The 26,097-nt window shown below is 27.2% G+C and carries 28 protein-coding genes; 20 read left to right on the top strand and 8 right to left on the bottom strand.

Translation table 11 applies throughout. The annotated features are described in order from the left end of the window. Nucleotides 1-53: 53 nt before the first annotated feature. Nucleotides 54-215, bottom strand: a complete 162-nt coding sequence (locus ACTT9Y_RS04245) for a hypothetical protein (RefSeq protein WP_440933158.1) — start codon at nucleotides 213-215, stop codon at nucleotides 54-56. A 24-nt stretch (nucleotides 216-239) separates the two neighbouring features. Between ACTT9Y_RS04245 and ACTT9Y_RS04250 the strand changes: the two genes are divergently transcribed. Genes ACTT9Y_RS04250 through rsmA form a run of 5 tightly spaced genes read left to right on the top strand, consistent with a single transcriptional unit; the run spans nucleotide 240 to nucleotide 6,599 of the window. Beyond that, on the top strand, nucleotides 240-1,313 hold the full coding sequence (locus tag ACTT9Y_RS04250; RefSeq protein WP_440933159.1) for an LptF/LptG family permease: 1,074 nt from the start codon (nucleotides 240-242) through the stop codon (nucleotides 1,311-1,313). Then, a complete protein-coding gene (gene lptD, locus ACTT9Y_RS04255; RefSeq protein ID WP_440933160.1) occupies nucleotides 1,303-3,936 on the top strand; it encodes an LPS assembly protein LptD in 2,634 nt (877 codons plus the stop codon). The genes ACTT9Y_RS04250 and lptD overlap by 11 nt, the downstream gene beginning before the upstream one ends. Nucleotides 3,937-3,944: 8 nt before the next feature. Beyond that, nucleotides 3,945-4,862: a peptidylprolyl isomerase gene (locus ACTT9Y_RS04260; RefSeq protein ID WP_440933161.1), complete on the top strand. Its 918-nt coding sequence runs from the start codon at nucleotides 3,945-3,947 to the stop codon at nucleotides 4,860-4,862. After that, the gene (locus ACTT9Y_RS04265) at nucleotides 4,852-5,817 is read left to right on the top strand and encodes a 4-hydroxythreonine-4-phosphate dehydrogenase PdxA (protein ID WP_440933162.1); all 966 of its coding nucleotides are present in this window, start codon (nucleotides 4,852-4,854) and stop codon (nucleotides 5,815-5,817) included. The genes ACTT9Y_RS04260 and ACTT9Y_RS04265 overlap by 11 nt, the downstream gene beginning before the upstream one ends. Continuing rightward, nucleotides 5,814-6,599 carry a 16S rRNA (adenine(1518)-N(6)/adenine(1519)-N(6))-dimethyltransferase RsmA gene (gene rsmA / locus ACTT9Y_RS04270; protein ID WP_440933163.1) on the top strand — a complete coding sequence of 262 codons (786 nt, stop codon included), beginning with the start codon at nucleotides 5,814-5,816 and terminating at the stop codon, nucleotides 6,597-6,599. The genes ACTT9Y_RS04265 and rsmA overlap by 4 nt, the downstream gene beginning before the upstream one ends. On the opposite strand, the gene gmk is transcribed toward rsmA, so the two are convergent. From gmk to fabD, 4 genes are read right to left on the bottom strand one after another with little or no spacing between them, the layout of a single operon-like run. Further along, the gene (gene gmk, locus ACTT9Y_RS04275; RefSeq protein ID WP_075485393.1) at nucleotides 6,588-7,220 is read right to left on the bottom strand and encodes a guanylate kinase; all 633 of its coding nucleotides are present in this window, start codon (nucleotides 7,218-7,220) and stop codon (nucleotides 6,588-6,590) included. The genes rsmA and gmk overlap by 12 nt on opposite strands. A gap of 8 nt (nucleotides 7,221-7,228) precedes the next feature. Further along, entirely contained in the window at nucleotides 7,229-7,468 is a 240-nt protein-coding gene (locus ACTT9Y_RS04280) for an acyl carrier protein (protein WP_008544320.1), read from the bottom strand. Between the two features lie 48 nt (nucleotides 7,469-7,516). Then, nucleotides 7,517-8,254 (bottom strand): 3-oxoacyl-[acyl-carrier-protein] reductase, encoded by a 738-nt coding sequence (gene fabG / locus ACTT9Y_RS04285; RefSeq protein ID WP_440933164.1) that lies wholly within the window; start codon nucleotides 8,252-8,254, stop codon nucleotides 7,517-7,519. Next, a complete protein-coding gene (gene fabD, locus ACTT9Y_RS04290; protein ID WP_440933165.1) occupies nucleotides 8,251-9,177 on the bottom strand; it encodes an ACP S-malonyltransferase in 927 nt (308 codons plus the stop codon). Before fabD ends, fabG begins: the two co-directional genes overlap by 4 nt. Nucleotides 9,178-9,264: 87 nt before the next feature. On the opposite strand from fabD, the gene rpsF reads away from it, so the two are divergent. From rpsF to ACTT9Y_RS04350, 12 genes are all read left to right on the top strand, one after another. Then, on the top strand, nucleotides 9,265-9,618 hold the full coding sequence (gene rpsF / locus ACTT9Y_RS04295; RefSeq protein WP_440933166.1) for a 30S ribosomal protein S6: 354 nt from the start codon (nucleotides 9,265-9,267) through the stop codon (nucleotides 9,616-9,618). Beyond that, nucleotides 9,618-9,890: a 30S ribosomal protein S18 gene (gene rpsR, locus ACTT9Y_RS04300; protein WP_440933167.1), complete on the top strand. Its 273-nt coding sequence runs from the start codon at nucleotides 9,618-9,620 to the stop codon at nucleotides 9,888-9,890. The genes rpsF and rpsR overlap by 1 nt, the downstream gene beginning before the upstream one ends. A 1-nt stretch (nucleotide 9,891) precedes the next feature. Further along, nucleotides 9,892-10,350, top strand: a complete 459-nt coding sequence (gene rplI / locus ACTT9Y_RS04305; RefSeq protein WP_440933168.1) for a 50S ribosomal protein L9 — start codon at nucleotides 9,892-9,894, stop codon at nucleotides 10,348-10,350. A 68-nt stretch (nucleotides 10,351-10,418) separates the two neighbouring features. Further along, nucleotides 10,419-11,837 (top strand): replicative DNA helicase, encoded by a 1,419-nt coding sequence (locus tag ACTT9Y_RS04310; RefSeq protein WP_440933169.1) that lies wholly within the window; start codon nucleotides 10,419-10,421, stop codon nucleotides 11,835-11,837. A 21-nt stretch (nucleotides 11,838-11,858) separates the two neighbouring features. Continuing rightward, nucleotides 11,859-14,249: an efflux RND transporter permease subunit gene (locus tag ACTT9Y_RS04315; RefSeq protein ID WP_440933170.1), complete on the top strand. Its 2,391-nt coding sequence runs from the start codon at nucleotides 11,859-11,861 to the stop codon at nucleotides 14,247-14,249. A 5-nt stretch (nucleotides 14,250-14,254) separates the two neighbouring features. Further along, the gene (locus ACTT9Y_RS04320; RefSeq protein ID WP_440933171.1) at nucleotides 14,255-14,800 is read left to right on the top strand and encodes a CvpA family protein; all 546 of its coding nucleotides are present in this window, start codon (nucleotides 14,255-14,257) and stop codon (nucleotides 14,798-14,800) included. Beyond that, on the top strand, nucleotides 14,754-16,235 hold the full coding sequence (gene purF, locus ACTT9Y_RS04325) for an amidophosphoribosyltransferase (protein WP_440933172.1): 1,482 nt from the start codon (nucleotides 14,754-14,756) through the stop codon (nucleotides 16,233-16,235). The genes ACTT9Y_RS04320 and purF overlap by 47 nt, the downstream gene beginning before the upstream one ends. A gap of 3 nt (nucleotides 16,236-16,238) precedes the next feature. Further along, nucleotides 16,239-16,796: an HD domain-containing protein gene (locus tag ACTT9Y_RS04330; protein ID WP_440933173.1), complete on the top strand. Its 558-nt coding sequence runs from the start codon at nucleotides 16,239-16,241 to the stop codon at nucleotides 16,794-16,796. A gap of 29 nt (nucleotides 16,797-16,825) precedes the next feature. Further along, nucleotides 16,826-18,121, top strand: a complete 1,296-nt coding sequence (locus tag ACTT9Y_RS04335; protein WP_440933174.1) for a glutamate--cysteine ligase — start codon at nucleotides 16,826-16,828, stop codon at nucleotides 18,119-18,121. After that, on the top strand, nucleotides 18,111-19,037 hold the full coding sequence (gshB, locus tag ACTT9Y_RS04340) for a glutathione synthase (protein ID WP_440933175.1): 927 nt from the start codon (nucleotides 18,111-18,113) through the stop codon (nucleotides 19,035-19,037). Before ACTT9Y_RS04335 ends, gshB begins: the two co-directional genes overlap by 11 nt. Further along, complete coding sequence (locus ACTT9Y_RS04345; protein ID WP_440933176.1) at nucleotides 19,034-19,909, top strand: DMT family transporter; 876 nt, start codon at nucleotides 19,034-19,036, stop codon at nucleotides 19,907-19,909. Before gshB ends, ACTT9Y_RS04345 begins: the two co-directional genes overlap by 4 nt. Nucleotides 19,910-19,939: 30 nt before the next feature. Continuing rightward, complete coding sequence (locus ACTT9Y_RS04350; RefSeq protein WP_440933177.1) at nucleotides 19,940-21,250, top strand: MFS transporter; 1,311 nt, start codon at nucleotides 19,940-19,942, stop codon at nucleotides 21,248-21,250. Here ACTT9Y_RS04350 and ACTT9Y_RS04355 read toward each other — a convergent pair. Then, nucleotides 21,240-21,689: an MOSC domain-containing protein gene (locus ACTT9Y_RS04355; protein ID WP_440933178.1), complete on the bottom strand. Its 450-nt coding sequence runs from the start codon at nucleotides 21,687-21,689 to the stop codon at nucleotides 21,240-21,242. The two genes, ACTT9Y_RS04350 and ACTT9Y_RS04355, sit on opposite strands and share 11 nt — an antisense overlap. Nucleotides 21,690-21,736: 47 nt before the next feature. Between ACTT9Y_RS04355 and ACTT9Y_RS04360 the strand changes: the two genes are divergently transcribed. Genes ACTT9Y_RS04360 through ACTT9Y_RS04370 form a run of 3 tightly spaced genes read left to right on the top strand, consistent with a single transcriptional unit; the run spans nucleotide 21,737 to nucleotide 24,645 of the window. Then, entirely contained in the window at nucleotides 21,737-22,561 is an 825-nt protein-coding gene (locus ACTT9Y_RS04360; RefSeq protein WP_440933179.1) for a phytanoyl-CoA dioxygenase family protein, read from the top strand. Nucleotides 22,562-22,564: 3 nt separating this feature from the next. Beyond that, nucleotides 22,565-23,575, top strand: a complete 1,011-nt coding sequence (locus tag ACTT9Y_RS04365; protein ID WP_440933180.1) for a Gfo/Idh/MocA family protein — start codon at nucleotides 22,565-22,567, stop codon at nucleotides 23,573-23,575. Continuing rightward, on the top strand, nucleotides 23,572-24,645 hold the full coding sequence (locus tag ACTT9Y_RS04370) for a Gfo/Idh/MocA family protein (RefSeq protein ID WP_440933181.1): 1,074 nt from the start codon (nucleotides 23,572-23,574) through the stop codon (nucleotides 24,643-24,645). Before ACTT9Y_RS04365 ends, ACTT9Y_RS04370 begins: the two co-directional genes overlap by 4 nt. 5 nt (nucleotides 24,646-24,650) lie before the next feature. Here the strand turns inward: ACTT9Y_RS04370 and ACTT9Y_RS04375 are convergent, their stop codons facing one another. Then, nucleotides 24,651-25,388 carry a CDP-alcohol phosphatidyltransferase family protein gene (locus tag ACTT9Y_RS04375; RefSeq protein ID WP_440933182.1) on the bottom strand — a complete coding sequence of 246 codons (738 nt, stop codon included), beginning with the start codon at nucleotides 25,386-25,388 and terminating at the stop codon, nucleotides 24,651-24,653. 11 nt (nucleotides 25,389-25,399) lie between these two features. Beyond that, nucleotides 25,400-26,092, bottom strand: a complete 693-nt coding sequence (locus ACTT9Y_RS04380; RefSeq protein ID WP_440933183.1) for a hypothetical protein — start codon at nucleotides 26,090-26,092, stop codon at nucleotides 25,400-25,402. Between the last annotated feature and the right edge of the window lie 5 nt (nucleotides 26,093-26,097).

Consider the following 26,097-nt stretch of genomic DNA (forward strand, 5'->3'; position numbering starts at 1 on the left):
ATTTTAATGCTGATTCCCTATTTTTTAATATTGTCATCAAAAGAGAATAATAATTATTCTAAATTAAAACTTCTTACTTTTCTTGGTGGAGTGATTACAATTATTTTTTCAGAAACAACTATAAGATTTATATCAATCGAATTAATAAAGAATTCACTAATATTATTTTCTCCATTTTTAATATTTATTTTTTTATATTTGATATTTTTTTTCAAACTTTCATTTTACTTTAATAAGCAATGAGTACATACATAAAATTTTTTTTTATTATTTTTTTTAAATCACTTTTATATGTCCTTGCGGTGATGATTTGTTTGGTTTTTATTTTAAACCTATTGGGTGAATTAGAATTTTTTAGAAATACTAATGCTGATATTTATTTTACATTGTTTTTAGCATTCTTAAACTCTCCCTCAATGATATTTGAGATGTTTCCATTTATTTTTTTAATAACTTCACAGTTATTCTTTGTAAAGTTATTGAATAACAATCAATTGGAAACATTAAAATATTCAGGTTTAAAAAATTCAAAAATTTTAAGTATATTAACTACTATATCATTTTTTACAGGTATATTAATTGTGTTGATATTTTATAATTTTTCATCAAATCTCAAAAATATTTACTTAGAACTAAAGTCTCCATTTACAAACGATGGAAAATACCTTGCAGTAGTTACAAAAAATGGTTTATGGATAAGAGATAAAATTGGAGAAAATACCATTGTTATAAACTCATCGAAAATAGATAATAATTATTTAATAGATAATTTTATAACTATTTTTGATGAAAAATATAATGTTTTAAAAAATATAAACAGTAACAAGATAGATATAACAAATTATGAGTGGTTAGTTTACGATCCAAAAATTTATAAAAAAAATAATTATGAAAGCAAAGAAATAATAATTTTAAATACAAATTTTAATTACAAAAGAATTCAATCTTTATACTCTAATCTCACGTCTTTAAGTGTTTTTGAACTTTATGAGCTTAGAGAAAATTATAAGAAATTAAATTACTCTATAACAGATGTAGATCTCCAATTATTAAAATTATTTACTAATCCATTTTATTTAGTTTTGATGAGCTTGTTTTCAGCTTTATTAATGATTAAAATTAAGCAAGTAAGTAGTACCGCATTGAAAATTTCTTTGGGATTGTTTTTTTCTGTAGTTATTTATTATATTAATAATTTTTTCTTTGTTTTAGGTAGTACAGAAAAGCTATCAATATTATTTTCAATTTTTACTCCTTTAATAATGCTTACTTTTATAAATATTTTTATGCTAAATAGAATCAATGAAAAATAAATTTTTTTCAAAAATATTTTGGCTTTTTATCTTATTTTTATTGTTACCTTTTAAAGGCAATACGGAACAATTTGAATTTAAAGTAAGTGAAATTGAAATTTTAAACAATGGAAATCTATTTAAAGGTCTAAATAGAGGAATAATAGAGACAGATAATGGAGTAATTATCGAAGCTAATAATTTTGTTTATGACAAATTATTAAATATACTAAATGCAAATGGAGAAGTAAGAGTAAATGATACAATAAATAAATATAATATATTCTCTGACAAAATTACCTATAAAAAAAATGAAGAAATTATATTTACTACTGGCAACTCAAAAGCAATAGACAATAATCAAAAAATTATAAAAGCAGATAATTTTACTTATAATAAAAAATTAGACATTTTAAATGCAAAAAAAAATGTTTTTGTTCAGGATGGTATAAATAATTACGAATTAACTTCTGAAGAAATTACATATAATAGAAAAGAGGAAGAATTATTTTCTTCTGGAAAAACAGATGCAATAATAGACTCTAAATATAACTTTGAAGGAGAAAATATTTTATTTCTTATAAAATCAAAACAACTAAGTTCTAAAAACAAAACAAAAATAAAAGATTCTAATTCACAAATTTATTTTCTAGATGAATTTTTTTATTTAATAAATGAAGGAATTCTGAAAGGCAAAAATATCATTGCTATATCAAATCATGGGTTGCCTAAGAGTGACAAGGCTTTTTTTTCAGAAGCTATAATTAATTTTAAAAATAATAATTTTACTGCAAAAGATCCAAAGATTGAAATCCATAATGATGCATTTGGAAATAAAGAAAATAATCCAAGAATATACGGGGTTTCTTCGACCGGTAATAACAATAGAACCAAAATCAATAAAGCTATATTTACAAGCTGCAAAAAAGATGACAGCTGTCCTCCTTGGTCAATTAAAGCTGATCAAATAGAGCATGATAAAAGTAAAAGACAAATAAATTATAAAAATGCATTTTTGAATATTTATGACATTCCAATTTTATATTTTCCAAAATTTTTTCATCCAGATCCGTCTGTTGAAAGACAATCTGGATTATTAAAACCTGCTTTAAATAATTCAAATCTTCTTGGTAGTTCATTAACAATACCTTATTTCAAAGTAATTTCTGAGAGTAAAGATTTTACTTTTTCGCCAACATGGTTTGATAATAAAATATTAATGGCACAAAATGAGTATAGACAATCTAATGAAAAATCTGAGTTTATTGCAGATTTTGGTTTTGTTAATGGATATAAATCTTCATTAAGTAAAAAAAAAAATAATTTATCTCATTTATTTGCAAATCTTGATTTAGATCTTAATCTAAAGAATTTTGACTCAAGCAAACTTACAATGTCAATTGAACAAGTCTCTAATGATACTTATTTAAAAATTTTTGATGCACATATAACAAAATCAACTTTAAGACCTGATAATTTCGATATTCTAAATAATAAAATTAAATTATCTTTAGATCATGAGAAATATACGTTTGAGGCTGGTATGGAGTCTTATGAGAACTTGCAATTGGAAAATTCAGATAGATATCAATATATTTTACCATACTATAATTATAGTACAATTTTAGATAATCAATTTTTCAATAGCACTATTGGTTTTAAATCTTCAGGCACCAATAATTTAAATAATACAAATGATTTGAAAACAAATATAATTAATGACATTAGTTTCAATTGGCAAAGTTATATTTCAAATTTAGGTTTTTTGAACAACTATAGTTTTGATGTAAAAAATTTAAATTCACTAGGTAAAAAAAATTCAGAATACAAATCTTCTCCTCAAGTAGAATTCGTAAGTATATTTACAGCTAATTCAAGTATACCTTTAATAAAAGAAGAAAAAAATTATACAAATTATTTAACCCCAAAGGCATCGCTTAAAATAAATCCTAGCGATATGAAAAATTATTCTACTTCTGACAAAAAAATCAATGTTGGAAATATATTTTCTAATAATAGACTAGGCGTTGAAGATACTTTCGAGGCAGGAAAATCTCTAACATTAGGAATTGACTATAAAAGAGAAAATAATGATTTAGAAAAAATAAATAACTATTTTGAATTTAAACTTGCTACAGTTTATAGAGATAAAATAGAGGAACATATTCCTAAAACAAGTACTTTGAATAAAAAAAATTCAAATTTATTTGGCTCAATTTCAAATAATTTTTCAGATCAATTTAAATTAAATTATAACTTTGCGATAGATAACGACCTGAATAAATTTGAATACAATGACTTTAATGCAACATTGTCTATTAATAATCTTGTTACTACATTTAATTTCATAGAAGAAAACGGTGTAATAGGTGATACGAATGCTTTTGAAAATTCAATTAGTTATACATTTGATGAAAATAATTATTTGTCATTCAAAACAAGAAGAAATCGAAAGTTAAACTTAACTGAATATTATGATTTAGTTTATGAATATAAAAATGATTGTTTAACTGCTGGAATAAAATATAAAAAATCTTATTACCAAGATAGAGATTTAAAACCAACAGAAAATTTATTGTTTACTTTAACTCTATTTCCTTTAACTACATATGAATATGTTGCCGATGAGCTTCTAGAAAATTAAGTTTTTACATGAAATTAAAACTGTTAATTATTTTAATATTTTTTAACTTATTTAATATGTCCTATGGTAAAGAAAATAGGATACTTTTAAAAATAAATAACGAAATCATTACGTCAATCGATATTCTTCAAGAGGTAAAATATTTATCAATTATAAATAAAGAATTTAATAAAACTGGAAAAAATCAAGCTATAGAAATAGCTAAGAATTCTTTAATAAGAGAAAAAGTTAAGCGTATAGAATTATTAAAATATCATGAGGTAATATCAATAGAGGAAAAAATTATAGAAGAAATAATTGTAAATTACTTTTCTCGTTTAAACATTAATTCTTTAGATCAATTTGAGATTTACTTTAATAAAAAAAATATTGACACAGTATTAATAAAAGAAAAAATTGCTATTGAGATACTTTGGAATCAATTAATCTATAGAAAGTTTTTTGAGAAAGTTAAAATAGATGAAAATAAAATTAAAGTTAATTTAAGCAAAAAAGAAAATCAAAAAGAATTTTTGCTTTCAGAAATTATATTCATCCTTGAAAAAAATGAAAAACTTGAAGATAAATTAAATAAGATAAAAAAAACAATAAATGAAAAAAATTTTTCTCAAGCTGCACTAATTCATAGTATATCTGACTCATCTAAAGATGGTGGTAAGTTAGATTGGATTAAAGAAACAGTTCTAAATGAAAAAATAAAGAAAGAGTTAAATAATATTGAAACTGGAATGTTCACAAATCCGATATTAGTTCCAGGTGGTTTCTTGTTATTATATATTGAAGATACTAAGATAAGCAAAGTGCCTATAAATAAAGATAATGAAATAAAAAAAATTATAAACCAGCAAACAAATGAACAACTAAATAGATATTCAAATATTTATTTCAAAAAAGTTAAGAAAAATATTTTAATAAATGAATTCTAAATATATTTTAATTGTAAGTGGAGAGCCAAATAGTATTTTCTCAGAAGTACTTTTTAAAGCTTTGAAGAAAGAAAAATTTAAAAATCCAATAATACTTATCTCATCTAAGAAAATAATAGAAATTCAAATGAGGCACCTAAAGTTTAAAAAAAAAATAAAAGTGTTAGATTTTAGAAAGTTAAATGAATACAAACTTGACAATAAATCAATTAATTTAATCAACGTTAATTATAATCAAAGGCGACCATTTGAAAAGATTTCAAAAAATTCAAACAAATTTATAAGTGAATCATTTAAACTAGCAATTCAAATTATCAAAAAATATAAAATTGTAAAATTTATAAATGGTCCAGTTGTAAAAAAAACTTTTTTACAAAAAAAATATCTTGGCATCACAGAATATATTTCAAAAAAGTTTAATATAATGAATAATGCAATGTTAATTTATAATAAAGATCTATCAGTTTGTCCTTTAACAACTCATCTTCCCTTGAAATCTGTAACACGAAAAGTTACTAAAAATAATATTTTTGATAAAATAGAGCTAATTAATAATTTTTTTAAAAAGAAACTGAATAAAAAACCAAAAATTGCCATTTTAGGTCTTAACCCACATTGTGAGAGTATTAGTAAATTTAATGAGGACGAAAAAATAATTAAACCAACGATAAAACTACTTAATAAAAAAGATTTTAATGTTTCGGGACCTTTTTCAGCTGATACTTTTTTTATTAAAAAAAATAGAAAAAAATTTAATGTGGTGTTGGGAATGTATCATGATCAAGTATTAACACCAATTAAAACATTATATGAATATGATGCTATTAATATTACCTTGGGTCTACCTTTTATACGCATCTCACCTGACCATGGACCCAATGAAAAAATGCTAGGAAAAAATTTATCTGATCCCACAAGTCTTATTCAAGCAATTAAATTTTTGGACAAAAGTTGATAAAAGCTAAAAAAAGTTTAGGTCAAAATTTTTTAATTGATAAAAAAGCTTTAGAAAAAATTACAGATACTACTGATATTGAAAATAAAATTATTCTTGAAATCGGCCCTGGTACTGGAAATCTCACTTCCTATATTCTTAAAAAAAAACCAAAAAAACTATTTGTTGTCGAAAAAGATAATAAGCTTGCAAAATATCTTGAAAATAAATTTAATAATAAGATAACAATTATTAATGATGATGTTTTAAAAATAAACGAAAACCAACTTTTTAAAGAGAAGGTAATAGTCTTTGGAAATTTGCCTTATAATATTTCAACTGAAATTCTAAATAAATGGATAATAAATTTAAAAGAAAGTTTTTGGTTTGAAAGTTTGATTTTAATGTTTCAAAAAGAAGTTGCTGATAGAATTATTGCTGAGTTTAATACCCCAAATTATGGAAGATTATCAATTATCTCTAATTGGAAATTAAATATAAAAAAAATATGTGATATCAAGCCTGAAGCATTTTATCCAAGACCAAAAATTGATAGTACTTTATTATACTTATTACCTAAGAAAAATTTTATTAAAATAAATGATCCTAGTCATTTGGAAAAACTTACAAGAATTTTTTTTAATCAAAGAAGAAAAATGTTAAAAAAACCCTTTAATCAACTTTTTAATGGAGATCAAAAAGTTTTAGATAAATTAAAAATTGATTTAAATTTAAGACCACAAAACCTTAATTTAGATACTTATTACAAATTAGCCTGTGAATATGAAAAATTAAGAGGTTAGTTTCTCAACATGACTTCTTATATAATCAGGGTCATAATCTTTAGACCCATTAGTGATTACTGCATCTATTAAATTAATTATTTTTAAATAGCATTCATTTAAATCATTATTAATAACAACATAATCATAATTTATCCAATGCAAGACATCCCTTTCGAACTGTTTCATTCTTTCTTCAGCTATAAATTTGTCATTTGCGTGTCTTTTAGACAATCTTTCAAATAAAACTTCTTTACTCGGGGGAAGTATAAAAAAGGTAATTAGTTTATAATCTAATTTTTTATTTTTAATTTGGTCGGCTCCCTGCCAATCAATGTCAAATAAAACATTCTTACGTTTATTTAATTTATCAATAACTGGTGTTCTCGTTGTACCGTAAAAATTATTGAAAACTTTTGCGTATTCAAGAAACTCTTCATTTTTAATAAGTCTTTTAAATTCTAACTCATCAACAAAAAAGTAATCCTCATTCTTCTTTTCATTAGGTCTTGGTTGTCTGGTAGTATGTGATATTGAAATTTCAAAATTATCTTCTTCAGACAATTTTTTAACTAAAGTGGTTTTACCTGCTCCTGAAGGAGAAGATAAGATTATCATTACTCCATCTTTTTCTGATGGCATTAAAATTTCTAGTTAGCTTTTCCTTCGATAAACTTAACTGCATCACCCACAGTTAAAATTTTCTCAGCTTCACTGTCTGAAATTTCAGATCCAAATTCTTCTTCAAAAGCCATCACTAACTCAACTGTGTCTAAACTATCAGCTCCTAAATCATCTATAAAACTTGACTCTTCAGTTACTTTTGCTTCGTCGATACCTAAGTGATCAGCTACAATTTTTTTTACTTTGCTTGAAACATCCTCTGACATATTGATCCTTTTTGTTATAAATTCTTAATAGTTTAAAAACCTATTTTGTCAAGCCATATACATACCACCATTAACATGCAAGGTCTCACCATTTATGTAACTTGATTGACTTGAGCATAAAAAAAGTACTGCATTTGCAATATCATCTGGCTCTCCTAGTCTTGCAGATGGGATTTTTGATATTATAGCCTCTTTAAATTTATCATCTAATTTATCAGTCATTGCAGTTTTAATGAAACCTGGTGAAATGCAATTTATATTTATATTTTTCTTAGCATATTCTATAGCCAAGCTCTTTGACATTGCAATTATACCTGCTTTAGAAGCAGTATAATTGGCCTGACCTAAATTACCTGTGTGTCCAACAACTGAAGTAATATTAACAATCTTTCCTGATTTATTTTTAAGCATTTTTTTAATTGCTGATTTGCTCATTAAAAAAGTTGATGTTAAATTTACATCAATCACTTTTTTCCATTCATCTAGACTCATCCTTATTGCTAAATTATCTTGAGTGATCCCTGCATTATTAACTATACAATCTAGACTGCCGCCAAGTTCTTTGGTTGCGTGTTCAACAAACTCCTCAATTTTATCACTTTGAGAAATATCAAACTTTAATGTTTTAATACTTGTATATTTACCTTTTAGTTCCTCAAGTTTTTCTATTCTTGTGCCTGAAGCTAAAATATTTGCTCCAGCTTGATTTAATTTTTCAATTATTGAATTTCCTATTCCACCTGAAGCACCTGTAACTATAATATTTTTATCTTTTAAATCTGTCATATTTTAAGACCTTCAATATCACTTTGAGAATTAATTGTATCAGTTTTAACGTTTCTATTAATTCTTTTTACCAAACCTGACAAAACTTTCCCAGGTCCAATTTCTATAAAATGATCTACATCATTTTCTATCATATTTATTACACTTTCTCTCCATCTAACTCTATTCTCTATTTGCTTAATTAATAGATTTTTTAGTTCATTTGGATCTTTGATTTCATTGGCAGTTACATTTGAAATCAATTTATTTTGACCATTTTTGAAACTAAGCTTATTTAGCTCTTCTGTCATAATTTTTGTAGCATTATTCATCAAATCACAGTGAAAGGGTGCGCTTACAGGAAGCTTAATATTTTTAATTGAATTATCCTTTAAAATTTGAATTAACTTATTTAAATCTTCCGTTTTTCCACTTAATACAATTTGACCTTCAGAATTATCATTTGCAATTTGTGCTTTTAAATTTTCTTTATTTTCTGTCAAAATTTTTTCAATCACATCAACTGATGAACCTAATACAGCAACCATTCCTCCCTGTCCTTTAGGCACAGCGTTTTGCATTGCACCTCCTCTAATTCTTAGTATTTTTATAGTGTCGGAAAAATCAAGATATCCTGCGCATGATAAAGCTGAATATTCACCTAAGGAATGTCCAGCAAAGTACTTCGCTTTATTTAAATCTAAGTTAAATTCATTTTTTGCAAGATTGAATATTGAATAGCTTATTAGATATATTGCTGGCTGTGTATTGGCTGTTAAATCTAGCTCTTCTTTTGGTCCTTCTAGAATAAGTTTGGAAATAGAAAAATTTAGTGTGTTATCTGCCTGTTTAAAAAGGTCTTTTACTATATTAAATTTATCATAAAGCTCTTTTCCCATTCCCACTATTTGAGATCCCTGACCTGGAAAAATTACTGAAAACATATAAAAAAAACTAATTATTTTGCCTTTTTAACTATTGTAATTGAACTTTTATAATAGTATATCCTCACATTTTATTAAAGAACTTAAATGAATTTATACGAACATACAATTATAGCTAGGCAGGATGCTTCACCAAGTGAATTAAAGCAACTAACAGAAAAATATTCTAAAATTGTCGAAAAAAATGATGGTGAAGTTGTTAAAACTGAAAACTGGGGATTACTAAACTTATCTTATCTAATTAAAAAAAATAAAAAAGGGAGTTACATACACTTTAAAATAAAAGGTAAAGGCAATGTTATTGATGAATTAGAGAAAAATGAAGCTATAGACAAAAAATTACTAAGGTATCTAACAGTAAGAGTAAAAAAATTTGACCTAGAAACAAACTATTTTGGAAAAAAAGAAGATAGTGAAAAAAAAGAGAGCGCTAAAAACTAATGCCTAAAAGACAAAGTGGAAATAAAAAAGGTAAACAGAGTAACTTTGCAAAATTAAGTATTTTTCAACCAAACAAATATAAATTTAAAAAAACTTGCCCATTATCAGTTAAGGGTGCACCTGAAGTAGATTATAAAAACATCAAACTTTTAAAAAAATACATATCTGAAAATGGTAAAATTTTACCTTCAAGGATTACAAATGTATCTCAAAAAAAACAAAGAGAACTTTCTCTTTCAATCAAAAGAGCAAGAAACTTAGCATTAATATAAAATGAAAGTAATATTATTAGAAAACGTAAAAAGAATAGGGTCTATTGGTGAGGTAATAGATGTAAAAAGAGGTTTTGCTAGAAACTTTCTAATTGCTAATAAAAAAGCTCTTTATGCATCAAAAGAAAATATAAAAGAAGTTGAAAAAATTAAAGCTGAATTATCTAAAAAAGATAACGAAAAAAAAAAAGAAGCCTCTCAAATTGCTGAACAGATTAATGGTAAAGAGTATTCTGTAAAAAAACTTAGTACAGAAAATAATGAATTGTATGGTTCTGTTAAACCAACTGAAATTTCAAAACTTATTCAAGAAGAAAACAAAATTGATATTAAACCTTCAATGATACAACCAGTTGAAGAAATAAAAGCTTTAGGGAAATTTAAAGTTAAAATTTCTTTACACTCAGAAGTTGATGCTGAAATTACAATCAATGTTTCTTCGGCTGATACAATTCAATAATTATACATTCTTTTCCCCAGTAGAAATATACAATTTGAATTAATTATTTTTCATGTAAATTTATCTTCATGGAAAACAATTTAAGTATAGTCAAAGATCAATTTAAAGAGTTACCAAATAACATTGAGGCAGAACAAGCAGTTATAGGATCAATTCTTGTAAGCAATGATATTTTTGATGAAATAAATACAATAATTTCCAGCATTAACTTTTATGATCCTATGCATCAAAAAATATTTGAGGCAGTTGAAAGCCTTATCTACAAAGGAATGCTAGCTAACCCAATTACTTTAAAAAATTATTTTGAAGATGAGAAAGACGATCTAAATGTTCCAGAATATTTAGTTAAAATTACAAAATTTTCTACATCAGTTAGACAAGCAATAGAATACTCAAAAATAATTTACGATATGTTTGTAAGAAGGGAATTAATCAAAATTTCTGAACAGACTATTGATAGTGCAAAATTAAATGACCTTAATACTAACGGGCAATCTATAATCGAAAGTTCTGAAAGATTGTTATTTGATTTAGCTGAAAAAGGTTCTTTCAACTCATCTTTAGTAAAATTTGATGAAGCAATGAAACAAACAATTGAAATGGCTTCAGCTGCTTATAAGAACGAAGAGGGAATCGTTGGTGTTCCAACCGGTTTAAGAGATCTAGATGATAAGCTTGGTGGTTTACATCAATCAGATTTAATTATTATTGCTGGTCGACCATCGATGGGTAAAACCTCACTAGCTACAAATATTGCATTTAATGCTGCTCAAAAACTACAAGAGAGTGGTAAAAAATCATCTATAGCATTCTTTTCACTTGAAATGTCTTCAGAACAATTGTCTACAAGAATTATATCTGAACAAGCTAGAATTAGTTCTAATGATATTAGAAGAGGAAGAATATCAGATGATCAATTTGATAAATTTTTAGAAACATCAAAAAATATTTCTGAACTACCCCTTTATATTGATGAAACTCCAGCAATAAGTATTGCTGCTCTAAGTAATAGAGCTAGACGTATTAAAAGACTTTTTGGCCTTGATATGATTGTGGTCGATTACATCCAATTAATGAGAGGAACTACATTCAACAAAGACGGAAGAGTTCAAGAAATTTCACAAATTACTCAAGGACTTAAAGCAATAGCCAAAGAACTTTCCGTTCCTGTAGTAGCTCTTTCACAACTTTCTCGACAAGTAGAACAAAGAGATGATCATAAACCTCAATTAGCAGACTTAAGAGAATCTGGATCTATTGAACAAGATGCAGATGTTGTAATGTTTGTTTACAGGGAGGGATATTATTTACAAAGAAAAGAGCCAAGAGAAGCAACAGTTGAACATGCAGAGTGGCAAGCAAAAATGAATGAAGTTGCACATTTAGCTCAAATTATAATTGGGAAACAACGACACGGTCCTATTGGTAATGTAACTCTTGAATTTGAGGAAAGATTTACAAAATTTAAGGATACTCAATCAAGTTAAATTCCAATATAAAGAGCTTGAATGATAGCTCATTTTTATCAAAACGTTATCCTTAAAAATCCCAAAGCAATATTTTTATTGTTAATTATTGCTATTTTAAGTTTTGGTTACTATTCAAAAAATTTTAGGCTAGATGCTTCATCAGAAACCCTGTTAATAGAGGGTGACCCAGATTTAGCATATTTGAAAGAAGTCTCTGAAAGATACGGATCTAAAGAATTTTTAATTCTTACCTATACGCCAAATGAGGGAATGGTAACCGACTCATCAATTAATAATTTATTAAGTTTAAAATATAAAATTCAGAGCCTTAACTGGGTCCATAGTGTAATTACTTTATTAGATATTCCACTTTTAAATAATTCTGATGCACCCCTTCAAGAAAGACTAGAAAGCTTTAAAACTTTAAAAGATGAAGATGTTGACAGAAATCGAGGTTTTAAAGAAATTTTAAATAGTCCTGTTTTTAGAAATTTTGTCATTAGTGAGGACGGTAAAACTAGTGGGATTATTGTTAACATTAAACCATCTCAAAAATTAGAAGATATAGAAAATAAATCAAAAGAAGAAGTAGAACTAATTAAAGATCAAATCAAAAAACAAAACCATCAAAATATTTTAGAAATTAGACAAGTTATTCAAAGTTATGGTGATGTTGGAAAGATTTATCTTGGAGGAATACCAATGATTGCTGATGATATGATGACTTTTATCAAAAGTGATATAATTGTTTTTGGTTTAGGAGTTCTATTATTTATAATAGCCACTCTATGGTTTGTTTTTAGAAATTTTCTTTGGATTGTAGTTCCTATAAGTAGTTGTCTTTTTTCTGTAATAATAATGATGGGACTACTTGGATTGCTAGGATGGAAAGTTACGGTTATTTCATCAAATTTTATTGCACTTATGTTAATTCTAACAATGGCAATGAATATTCATATGAGCACCAGATTTCTTCAACTTAAAAAAGATTTTCCATCAAAAAATAATTTTGAAATTATTTCCTTAACAACTTCAAAAATGTTTTGGCCAATTCTTTATACTGTTCTTACGACAATTTTCGCTTTCTTATCTTTAATTTTTAGTGAAATAAAACCTATTATTGATTTTGGCTGGATGATGACTTTTGGTTTGATTACATCATTTATCATTACATTTACTTTGCTACCTACCCTTTTAAACTTTGCACCCACAAATAATATTTCAGTTAAAAAAGAACAGAAATCTAAAATTACAAATTTACTTAGTTTAATTTCTATAAATAATAAAAACTCCATCTTCTTAGTAACTGGAATAATTATAATATTCAGTGTTATTGGAATAAGTAGGCTTGAGGTTGAAAATAGTTTTATAAATTACTTTGATAAGAATACTGAAATTTACAAGGGTATGAAACTTATAGATGATGAGCTAGGTGGAACCACTCCTTTGGAAGTTATTATAAAATTTCCTGAGAAAGAAAAAGTGAAAAAATCTGAAGAAGATGATGAATTTGATGATTGGAGCGATGAAGAAGATAATAATGATGAAAAATACTGGTTTACAAAAGATAAAATTGATCTAATCACATCTGTTCATAATTACTTAGATAGCTTACCTGAAATTGGTAAAGTTCTATCTTTTTCATCTATTATTGAAGTTGCTACTCAGTTAAACAACAATAAACCTTTAGGTACTTTAGAAATGGGCGTGCTTTACTCTAAAATTCCCGAGAGTATTAAAACTGAAATCATTGATCCCTATCTTTCAATTAAAGATAATGAGGCTCGAATTAGTTTAAGAATTATAGACTCACAGGAAGATTTGAGAAGAAATGATTTAATTAACAAAATCAATTTTGATCTAAAAGATAAATTTGGTTTAGAAGAAAAAGATTACAAACTAGCAGGTGTTTTAATATTATTTAATAATTTATTACAAAGCCTGTTTAAATCTCAGATATTAACATTGGGATTAGTTATTATTGGAATATTTTCAATGTTTATAGTCTTATTTAGAAATATCAAACTTTCATTGATTGGTGTTGTTCCAAACTTTATTGCTGCTTTTTTTATACTAGGAATAATTGGATTGTTAGGAATACCTTTGGATATGATGACGATAACAATTGCAGCAATTACAATTGGAATTGCTGTAGATAATAGCATTCACTATATTTATAGATTTAAAGAAGAGTTTAATAAAATAAAGGATTACAACAAAACACTAAAAACGTGTCATTCAACTGTTGGTGTTGCTATACTAAACACTTCAATTACAATTGTTTTTGGATTTTCAATTTTAATGTTATCAAAGTTTATTCCGACAATTTATTTTGGTGTATTTACTGGACTTGCTATGTTGTTGGCTATGATATCTGTATTAACACTGCTTCCTGCATTAATCTTAATTATTAAACCTTTTGGCAAATAATCCTAATGTTAGAAATCATAAAAGATTTTTATAAAGCAATATCAATAATTGATTTAATTTATTTAATTTTAACAATTCTTTCTTTGATAAATTGTTACAAAAAGGGCTTCATTTTAAGTATTCTCTCGATGGCTAAATGGTTGCTGGCATACATAATTACATTAATTCTATTTCCAAAAGTTAAACCTTATGTAAAAGACGTAATTGATAATGAATATGTGCTCGATGTTGGTTTGGGAATAATAATATTTGTCGTTGTTATCTTTTTAGTTTTATTAGTTAATAAGGGAATTAGTAAAGCAGTCAGATATACAGGAATCGGTGGCTTAGATACGACATTTGGATTCTTTTTTGGTTTTATAAGAGCTTACATTATTTCTGTATGTATCTTTTCAGGTGTTCATATCGTATATAATTATGATAAATGGCCAATAAATTTTGACAAATCATACGTCTTTCCATATTTAGAAAAAGGTAGTAGTTATTTGATAAAAGAATTTCCTAATGAAAAAACATATCAAGATTCTAAAGAAAAAATTAAAGACCTATAATCCAAGATTAAAGGAAGAGTGTGGGGTTTTTGGCATAAGCAATGCAAAAGATGCTTCAGCTTTAACAGCGCTTGGACTGCATGCTCTACAACACAGAGGTCAAGAAGGCTGTGGTATAGTCACTTTTGATGGGGAAAAATATTATTCTGAGAAAAGATTTGGTTTAGTTGGAGACAATTTCAACAAAGAAAAAGTACTTAACAATCTTAAAGGAAATTATGCAATTGGCCACAACAGATATAGTACAACTGGAAATAATATATTAAGAAATATACAGCCTTTTTTTGCTGACACTAATGCAGGTGGTATTGGAGTTGCTCATAACGGAAATCTTACTAATTCAATATCATTAAGAAAAAAATTAGTAGAAGAAGGAGCAATATTTTATACTACTTCAGATACTGAAACGATCGTTCAACTAATTGCTAAATCAAAAAGACCCCAAACAATTGATAAAGTTATTGATGCAATTTTTCAAATTCAAGGTGGTTATGCTTTGGTAATGCTAACTCAAAACTCATTGATTGGGGTACGAGACCCTTATGGAATCAGGCCACTAGTTATTGGTAAACTTGGAAGTAGTTATGTTCTTGCATCCGAAACTTGTGCGTTCGACATTATTGGTGCAAAATTTATTAGAGAGGTTGAGAACGGTGAAATAGTATTAATTGAAAAAAATGAATTAAAAAGTATTAAGCCTTTTCCTCTTAAAAAAGTAAGACCATGTGTCTTTGAATATATTTATTTTTCAAGACCTGATAGCTTGATTGGAGGTAAAACAGCTTATGAACACAGAAAAAACCTAGGTAGAGAACTTGCAAAAGAAAGTAAAATCAATGCAGACATTGTGGTTCCAGTGCCAGATTCTGGAAATGCTGCTGCTATGGGTTTTGCTCAAGAATTAAAAATGAATTTTGAACATGGATTAATTAGAAATCACTATGTTGGAAGAACTTTTATTGAACCAAGCCAGAAAATAAGAAGCTTAGGTGTTAAATTAAAACTAAATGCTAATCAATCAACTATTAAAAATAAAAAAATAATTCTAATTGATGACTCACTTGTTAGAGGAACAACGTCTCATAAAATTGTAAAAATGCTTTATGATGGCGGTGCAAAAGAAGTTCATGTTAAGATTGCATGTCCTGAAATAAGATACCCAGATTTCTATGGAGTAGATACGCCAACAAAAAAAGAATTATTGGCTGCAAACAAAACTAATGATGAAATTTGTAAATATATCGGTGCCAAATCTCTAAGTTTTTTATCAATAGATGGATTATATAAAGCAATAGGTTTTGAAAACAGAAGCAAAATTTATCCACAATTAACAGATCATTATTTTACAGGTGATTATCCAGTAAAATTGGTTGATGAGTTGGGAGACAATAAAATTACTCAATTATCATTATTGAGTTCAGCATCAAATAATTAAACTATGAAAACAGTTAAATTTACTGAAATGAAAAATGGTAGTAAAGATGACTATCAACTTTTAGAAAAACTAGAAAAGAAATTTGAAAGACAAACAGCAGATAGAATTCTTAGTTATTTGAGCAAACAAACCTCAACCTTAGAAGGTTACAAAATCAGTAGACTAGAACATTCTTTACAGGCTGCAACAAGAGCTTTTAAAAATAAAGAAAGTGATGAAATGATTGTTGCAACTTTACTACATGATATTGGAGACGATTTAGCACCAATGAATCATTCTCAATATGCTGCATCCATACTTAGACCTTATGTTTCAGAAAAAACCTATTGGATTATTCTACACCATGGTCTTTTTCAAACTTATTACAGTGCTCATCATTTAGGTGGTGATAGAAATGCAAGAGATAAATTTAAAGACCACAAATATTATCAAGACACAATAGATTTTTGTGAAAAATATGATCAATGCTCTTTTGACCCTGATTACAAAAGTATGACTTTGGATGATTTTAAGCCATTAGTTAAAAAAATATTTGCAAAAGAGCCTTATTATTATCTTTAAATTTATCTATAAATCATTATTTACAGCGCATGATTGATTCAAAAGAAGAAATTATTAATTATTTTAAGTCAGGTGTTAAAGAGCCCAAAAATTTTAAAATTGGGATAGAGCATGAAAAGTTTTTATTTAATAATTCTAACAATAAAAGGATTGATTATTCAAAAATAAAAGAAATGTTTTCAGCCTTACTTGAGTTTGGCTGGAATCCAATTTTTGAAAAAGAAAATATCATTGCTCTTAATAAAGGTGGTAAAAATATAACTCTTGAACCAGGAAATCAAATAGAATTGTCTGGAGATAAATTAAATCATATGCACGAAGCTTGTGCAGAGTCACAAGATTATTTATTTGAACTTAAACAGGTAACAAAAAAATTAGATATAAAAATTGTTAGCGCAGGATTTGATCCTATATCTAAATTAAATGAAATCCCAGGCAACCCTAAGCAAAGATATGAATTAATGACTAAGGATATGCCTCTAGGTGGTGAGCTTAGTTTAGATATGATGTATCGAACTTGTGGCACTCAATTAAATTTAGATTATAAATCAGAGGAAGATTTTATTAAGAAATTTAGAGTAGCAAACTCAATTGTACCCATTGCAATTGCTTTGTTTGCTAATTCATCAATTATAGAGAAAAAAAATAGCAACTACCTATCTTATAGATCTAAAGTATGGCAAAGTACTTCAAGGGGTGGATTGCCTAAATTATTTTTTGAAAATATGAATTTTGAAAAATATGCTGATTTTGTAATTAATTTTCCAATATTATTTATACAACATAAAGATCAATATATTTCAGGTAGGAAATATATTTTTAAAGATTTTATGAATAGAAAAATACAAGAAATTGAAAATAAACTTCCAACTGAAACAGACTTAACAACTCACTTGAGCACAATATTTACTGAAAACAGAGTTAAAAAATATATTGAATTGAGATCTATGGATACCTGTGGCTGGGATTGTTTATGTGCGGGACCTGCTTTCAATATTGGTATGCTTTATGGAAATTTAGATGAAGTTCATGAATTAATTTCAAAATGGGATGTCGATAAAATAATTAACGCTTATCTAGAGGCACCAAAAAAAGGATTTAATACTCAATTGATGGGTAAAGATCTTCTTTATTGGTCGTCTATACTTTTAGATCTTTCGAGAAAAGGTTTAGAGAACAGAGATATTTTAAGTAAAAAAGGTAATAACGAAACTATATTTCTAAATCATCTACAAAAAGTAATTGATAATAAGACAACAAACGCAGATCATATGATTAGTAAATTTTCAAAAAACGAAAATTTAGACGAATTATATGATAAATAAAATTGTTGCTGTTCAAGGAAATCATCCTTCTAAACTAAATCCTTTAACGGATACAAGTGTTTTTTTAGCAAACGAAATACAGAACAAAAAATATAAAATTTTCTATTACGATCCAAAAGATTTATCAGTTATTAATTCAAAAGTTATAGCTAAGGGTTTTTTCATTAAATTTAACTACAGCAAAAAAAAATTCTATAAAATCCTTAAAAAAGAAAATCTAGACTTAACAAAATGTAAATTTATTCTTATTCGCCAAGATCCACCATTTAATCTTGAATATATTTCAACAACATACATTTTGGATACAATTAAGACTAAAGTTAAAATAATTAATAACCCCACATCTGTTAGAAATATTTCTGAAAAATTATATTCATCTAAATATCAAAAATACATGCCACCAACAATTTTTACCCAAAATATGGATGAAATAAAAAAATTTTTTAAAAAAAACAAAAAAGTCATTTTAAAACCCATCCATAGTTTCAGTGGAAATGATATTCATTTACATACTAAATTTAATTCAAAATTTATTAATAAATTTATTAAAAAACATGATCATATTATGTGCCAAAGATTTATTCCAAGAATAAGCAAGGGAGACAAAAGAGTTTTTATTATTAATGGAAAAGTATGTGGTGCAATTTCAAGGGTTCCAAAGAAAGGTTCAATTTTAAGTAATATGAGTAAAGGAGCAAAACCAACTAATATCAAATTAACAAGTAAAGAAATTAAAATTTCAAAAATTATTGCAAAAGATTTAAAAAAAGAAAATATTTTTTTTGCTGGAATTGATTTTATAGATCAAAAACTCAATGGAGATATAAATGTTACATCTCCAACTGGACTTAAAACACTATATGATCTATCGGGAATAAATTTAGCTAAAACTTTTTGGAAAGAACTTAAAGCGTGAATAATTTAAGTAATCAACAAAAAGGCTCTTTAATGGCATTTGTAGCTATTATGTTTATAACTCCTGACTCATTACTAATTAGATTATCAAATATTGATACTTGGGGGATGCTTTTTTACAGAGGAGCAATACCGTTTTTAGTAGTTTTTGTTGGTCTTCTTCTATTTTATAAAAATAATTTCTTAAAAGCTTTATTTAAAATTGGTTATCCAGGTATTTTTTATGTAATTAGTTTTTCCATATGTAATATTACTTTTATTATCTCAATACAAAACACCAATGTAGCAAATACTTTATTAATGGTAGCCCTTGCACCGATGCTATCTGCAATATTGGGAGCTATTTTCCTAAAAGAAAAACCTGATAATAAGACTTGGATCGCTATAATAATTACCTTTATTGCTTGTGTTTATATTTTTTATGACTCATTAAGTCTTGGTAATTTTTATGGAGATTTATTTGGTTTAATTACCTCTTTTGGGTTAGCCTGTAACGCAAACATTGCAAGATATGCAAAATCAACTGACTTGGTACCTGCTGCTGTAATTGGAAAATCATGTGTCGCTATATTTGCCTTTTTCTTTGTAAAAGACTTTGCTTTAGTAGGAAATGATCTTTTTTATATACCTTTAATGTGTGTGATGTGCGTAGCTATACCTTTTGTTTTGGTAACTATAGCACCAAGATTTATAACTGCTGCTGAAGTTAATCTGTTTTTTCTTTTAGAGACAATTCTTGGACCTTTATGGGTTTGGATGGTGATCAAAGAACAGCCTTCTCCTGAAACGATCTATGGGGGCATTGTTATCATTATCACGATAGCAATTCATTCTTTACTAGCCATAAAAAAAACACAAACCAAAACTACCTAGCCAAGAATTATTAAATTTTAAAAACAAAGCATGCAAAAAGAAGTAAAAAAGTCTTGGGCTCTATTTATTGGGATAGGAGTAATGATGATTGCTCATGGATTGCAAATGCAAATCATGGGTATTCGGTCAGTACTTGAGGATTTTAGTGTTTTTACAACTGGTATCTTCATGTCTGGATATTATGTTGGCTACTTTATAGGCTCAAAAACTACTCCTAATTTTGTTTCAAAAGTTGGTCATATAAGAGTATTTGCTGCATTCGCTTCGCTTGCATCTTTAAGTGCTTTAGTAGCAGTTGTTTATGTAAATCCACTTATGTGGACAATTAGTAGATTTATAACAGGTATAAGTTTAGTTAGTTGTTATGTCGTTACTGAGAGCTGGTTAAACGATAGAGCAACTAATAAAAATAGAGGGCAACTATTATCTGCATATATGATGGTAATTTATTTTGGTTTAGCTCTAGGTATGCTTTTACTTAATATAAGTAAACCTGAAGCTTATGAACCCTTTATTTTGGTTTCTGTTTTACTTTCTGTTGCTCTAGTTCCTATTTTATTAACAAAAAGACCCGCTCCTAAATTTAAAAAAATTGAAACAATAAGTATTCTAGAACTTTATAAAATCTCACCTCTTGGTTCTTTAAGCTCTTTCTTTACAGGAATAATTCATGCAGCTTTCTTTTCTTTAATTTCTGTGTATGCAACAATCGCAAAATTTACTTTATTTGAAACATCTATACTTTTGTTTGTTGCAACAATTGCTGGTGTTTTAGGTCAGGGTCCTATTGGTTATTTTTCAGATATTTTTGACAGAAGGAGAGTGATAGTCATAACAACATTTGGAAGTTCTCTTTTAGCATTTATTGCAATTTTAACTTCAAATGATCCTATACAAAATATTTACTATATGGATGAATTTGCTTTTAGAAAAATAATCTTTTTTATAGCTGTTGGACTTTATACAAGTTTATGTCTACCATTATTCTCACTTAACCTTGCACATACTAATGACTTTGTTCCAAAATCTAAATTTGTTGCTGCAGGTGGTGGATTACAATTAATTTTTGGTGTAGGAGCTATTAGTGGTCCTATTTTGTGTGCAATTTTCATGGAATGGTTTGGATTAAATGGTTTGTTTGTATTTTTAATTATAGCACACTCAATAATTGGTGTATTTGGTTTGTATAGAATGAAGGTTAGACGCACTGTTGAAAATCCAGACTCAACATTCACACCAGTTCCAGCAACAATTACACCTGCTGGATTGGAATTAGATCCTGATGCGCCTGCAACACTAGATGAAACTCAAGTTAATGAATTGCAAAAACTTAAATATTAGATAATTCTATTTTATCACCAATATTAATTTTTGAAGAAGTGAGAATTTGACACCTTAGTCCACCCTTCCTCATAAATTCTTTAAGTATATTTTTTTGGTCAAGCATTTCAGTTAAATGTCTGCATGGACGACATAATTCAATCGCCACTAATTCTACATTTCCAACCTTAATTTTTTTTCCAATTAAATCATTTAATTTAATGCCTTTTGTGACTACATTTCTTCTGAAATCTATATAAGGAATATTAAGGCCAAATTTAATATTATATTCATCTATATTCTCAGATTCTATTAATGACAATTGATTGTAAGGATCATTAGACTCATGAAAATGACGATCTCCTACTATTCCTTTATTTGCTAAAACTTCAATTGAATGTACTTCCGAGATGGGTTGATTATTGTCAGTAGCAATTCCTAATTTAAATACTTCGGCCATAAATTATTGAAGAAATGATTAAGCTCATATAATCTTTTCAGAATAATATGACTTATCTATCATCAAATCAACTTAAACAGTATGAAGATCAAGGGTACATATCCCCTATTGAAGTTTTATCGGATAGTGAAGCATTAGAGGCAAGAAAAGAAATAGAATTAATTGAAAAAAAAATGCCCAGTGAAATAGATAATGCAGGAAGATATAATGTCCATCTAATTTCGCCAAAACTTGATTCGATTGTTCATAATTCAAAAATTTTAGATGCAGTAGAAAGTATTATTGGAAAAAATATCTTAGTTTGCAGTACTACTTTATTTATTAAAAACCCTAATGAGCAAGGTTTTGTAAGCTATCATCAAGATGCAAAGTACATAGGATTAGAGCCACACAATTGGGTTACAGCATGGGTAGCATTAACAGACTCAAATGAAAATAATGGGTGTATGAAAATGTGGCCTAAATCACATTTAAATATTAAAGATCATAATGAGAAATTTAATGAAGGCAACCTACTTACTAGAGGTCAAACAGTAGAAAATGTGCCTGAAGATAAAGTTAAAATTATAGAACTTAAAGCTGGTCAAATGTCTTTGCATCATCCAAGAATAGTACATGGATCAGGAATAAATAAAAGTGATGATAGAAGAATAGGATTTGTTATCCAAAGTTATATAAGCACAAATGTAAAACAAACCCTAGGTAAAAATAGTGTTCAGGTTGCAAGAGGTGAGGATAAATTTCATTATCATGAGGTTATACATAGAACTAACGCTTTAATGAGTGATGAAAGTATTTTACTTAGAAAAAAAGAAAATGATCACTTGCAAGAAATTTTTTATAAAGGTGCAAAACAAAAAGGTTCTTATTAATTGATGAAAAAAACGCTCAACCTTGGGGTAATTGGAATAGATCATGGACATATTTTCGATATGTTAGATGAAATGATTAAAGAAGGTTGTAGTTGTAATTGTTTTTGGACAGAAGGAGATCCTTTAACTCTTCAGGAATTTAATAAAAAATACCCTAATGTTAAGAGAAAAGAAAATAAACAGGAAATATTAAATGACTCATCTATTGATATGATTTTAATATCTTCGATCCCTGTAGATAGAGCTGGTCATTCAATAGATGCTTTAAATGCTGGCAAAGATGTTATGGTAGATAAACCGGGCTGCACTACCCTAGATCAATTAAATCAAATTAAACAAACAGTAAAAGAAACTGGAAAAATATGGTCAGTAAATTTTTCAGAGAGATTTCACGTTGCTGCAGTTGCTAAAGCAGAAGAATTAGTAAATGAGGGCAAAATAGGAAAAGTAAAACAAACTATTGGTACAGGTCCACATAGGCAAGGAAACTATGTAAGACCTGATTGGTTTTATAATCGTCAAAGTTATGGAGGAATTATTACCGATATTGGTTCTCACCAAATTCATCAATTTTTAATATTTACAAAATCAAATCAGGCAAAAATCAACCATGCATTAGTAGAAAATACGACAAAGAAAGATATGCCTGGTTTTCAGGATTTTGGTGAAGTGAACCTTACAGGTAATGGTGGGCATGGTTATATTCGCCTAGATTGGTTTACTCCAGATGCACTTCCAACTTGGGGAGATGGAAGATTGTTAATCCTTGGAGACAAGGGTTTTATTGAAATAAGAAAATATACAGATTTAGCAAAATCAGAAAAAGGTAATCATTTATTTTTAGCAAATAATGATGAGGTGAAACATATTGATTGTTCTAATGATAAGCTACCATACTTTAGTAATTTAATTAATGATGTTTTAAACAGAACAGAAACTGCATGTCCTCAAGATCTTACTTATCTTTCAATGGAACTTGCTATTAAAGCTCAAGAGCAAGCTGAAAAAAAATGAAAAAATATCAAGTAGCTATAATTGGAACTAATATAGGAGCAAAACATTTCGAAGATTTTCAAAAAGTATCTGAGAGATTTAATGTTCACACCTTATGTGGTTTAACCAGAGAATCTATTGATAAAATATTAAAGTCAAATACAGAAACAAAAGTTTCTCTTAATTTTGAAGATGTATTAAAAGTTAAAGAAATTGATATAATTGATATTTGTCTTCCACCTCACTTACATTTTTCTGCTTGTAAAAAAGCTATGGAGGCTGGTAAGCATGTAATTTGTGAAAAACCTTTAGTCTCAAGCCTTAAAGAAGTGGATGAATTAGAAAAAATTAGCAAAGAAACTGGTAAAATTATTTTTCCAGTATTTCAATATCGATATGGTCTAGGATTTTCAAAGTTAAAAGCATTAATCAAATCTGGTTTGGCAGGAAAACCATTGGTTGCATCTTTAGAAACTCACTGGAATAGAGGAAAAGATTACTATTCAAAACCATGGAGAGGAACCTGGAAAGGTGAACAAGGTGGAGCAATTTTAAGTCACTCTATTCATATTCATGATTTAGTTAGTATGATCCTTGGTCCTGTATCAAATGTTTTCGCAAAACTAACAACTAGAGTAAATGATATTGAGGTTGAGGATTGTGCTGCTCTTTCAATTGAAATGGAAACTGGAGCTCTTGTTACAAGTTCTATTACATTGGGTGCTGCAAACGATATTAGTAGACTTCGATTTTGTTTTGAGGGGTTAACTGCCGAGTCTGCTGCTTCTCCTGAAAAACCTTATAGCCCAGCTGACGATGAGTGGAATTTTTTAGCAAGAACACCTATAACACAAAGTCAAATTGAAGATGTATTATCTAAAGTAAAACAAACTAAATCCTGGTATGCTGGTATGTTTGAGGAAATAGCAAATAAACTTAACGGTTTGCCTAGTGATGAGGTAACCTTAACAGATGCTAGAAATTCTTTAGAATTTGTCACCGCAGTCTATGCTTCATCTAGGCAAAATAAAACAATTGAAATTCCAATAGATAAAAAAAATAAGCTTTATAATTCCTGGCTCCCTAATTAAATTAATTAATTTTTGAATGTTTTAAATATGCTTACAGATATAAAATAAATATTTGAAACAACCCATAAAAACATTAAGAAAACCTCATATACTGGGTTTATGTTTAAATCCTTTATTAAAATTAGCAAAATTGAAGTAATGAACCAAAAAATTGCAAAAAATATTGATAAACTTTTAAATTTTTTAACTCTTAAAGGATGAATGCATTTTAAAGGAGAAAATTTTAGTAATATTAACAAAATTAGAAATATCAAATTAAAATTTTGGCTGGTGCCAAAAATATAAAAATAAAGTACGATTACATTCCAAATAGCTGGAAAACCATTATAGTAATTATCATTTGTTAAAATATTCAAATTCACATAAGAATAAATAGAAATAAAAATCAAAATTACAGGAATTAATAAAATAAACTGGTCTGGTACATACCTAAACCAATAAATCATTACTGATGGTATTATAACGTAGTTAAAAAAATCAATTATACTATCCAACATTTTACCATCAATATGTGGCAAATTTTTTTTCACATTAAATTTTCTAGCTAAAGTTCCATCAACACTGTCTATTAAAAATGCAAACCCAAGCCAAAGAAAAGCCGCTTTTTGGTTGTTATTCATAACAGCAATTAAAGCAAAAAAACCAGCAACAATTCCTAATCCAGTCAATAAATGAACAAGAATACCAAGAAATCTATCTTGTTTAAAAAGTTCATAGGTTTTAATATTTTTTTCTTTACTCATTTTTTTCTAAATCATCTTGCCAATTTTATAAAAATATCTCCCATTCCACTTTGCAATTGTTCATCAGGCGTATTGTTTCTAAATTCACAAAATAAACCAGTCACTTGATGATTATCTATTTTGACAATTTCAGATTTATCACAAGATTTAGCTTGATGGAATAATCCAATAACTAGCCTATTATTTAATTCAACAACTTGATCTTTTGATAAACTTTCACCATTACAAAAATAATCTCTATTTACTTGTTTAGGAAAATTTTTTTTTCCACACGGGTTTTTAATGGTTAAAACATAAAACTCTTTTTCGATATCTTTAAATTTATGTTTCATTTTATCAACTTTTGAATATTTCATCACATCACAAGAACATGGAATACAGCATCTGTAGTAATCCCCACAAATTTTTTTATTTGTGTTGACTTCTTGTAAATATACTTCTTCAGGTTCAGCGTTAGGATCAATTAAAGAACCGGATACAGCACAATAAAGTTTATTAAACTCTACAAATTCCTGATAAGTAATATCTTTATTTAATATATGTTTAAAAAATTTTGGACCAGCAGCGTTTCTATTTCTATCTGGAAATATTTTACTCCACTCATTTACTAATTCTTGATAATAATCTCTTTCTTGTGCTTCTAAACTTGAGTTATAAGACAAAACTAAAAATACAGTGCATATTATTAATAAAAATTTTTTCATAAAAA

Source organism: Candidatus Pelagibacter sp., from assembly GCF_052049995.1.
Lineage (GTDB): Bacteria > Pseudomonadota > Alphaproteobacteria > Pelagibacterales > Pelagibacteraceae > Pelagibacter.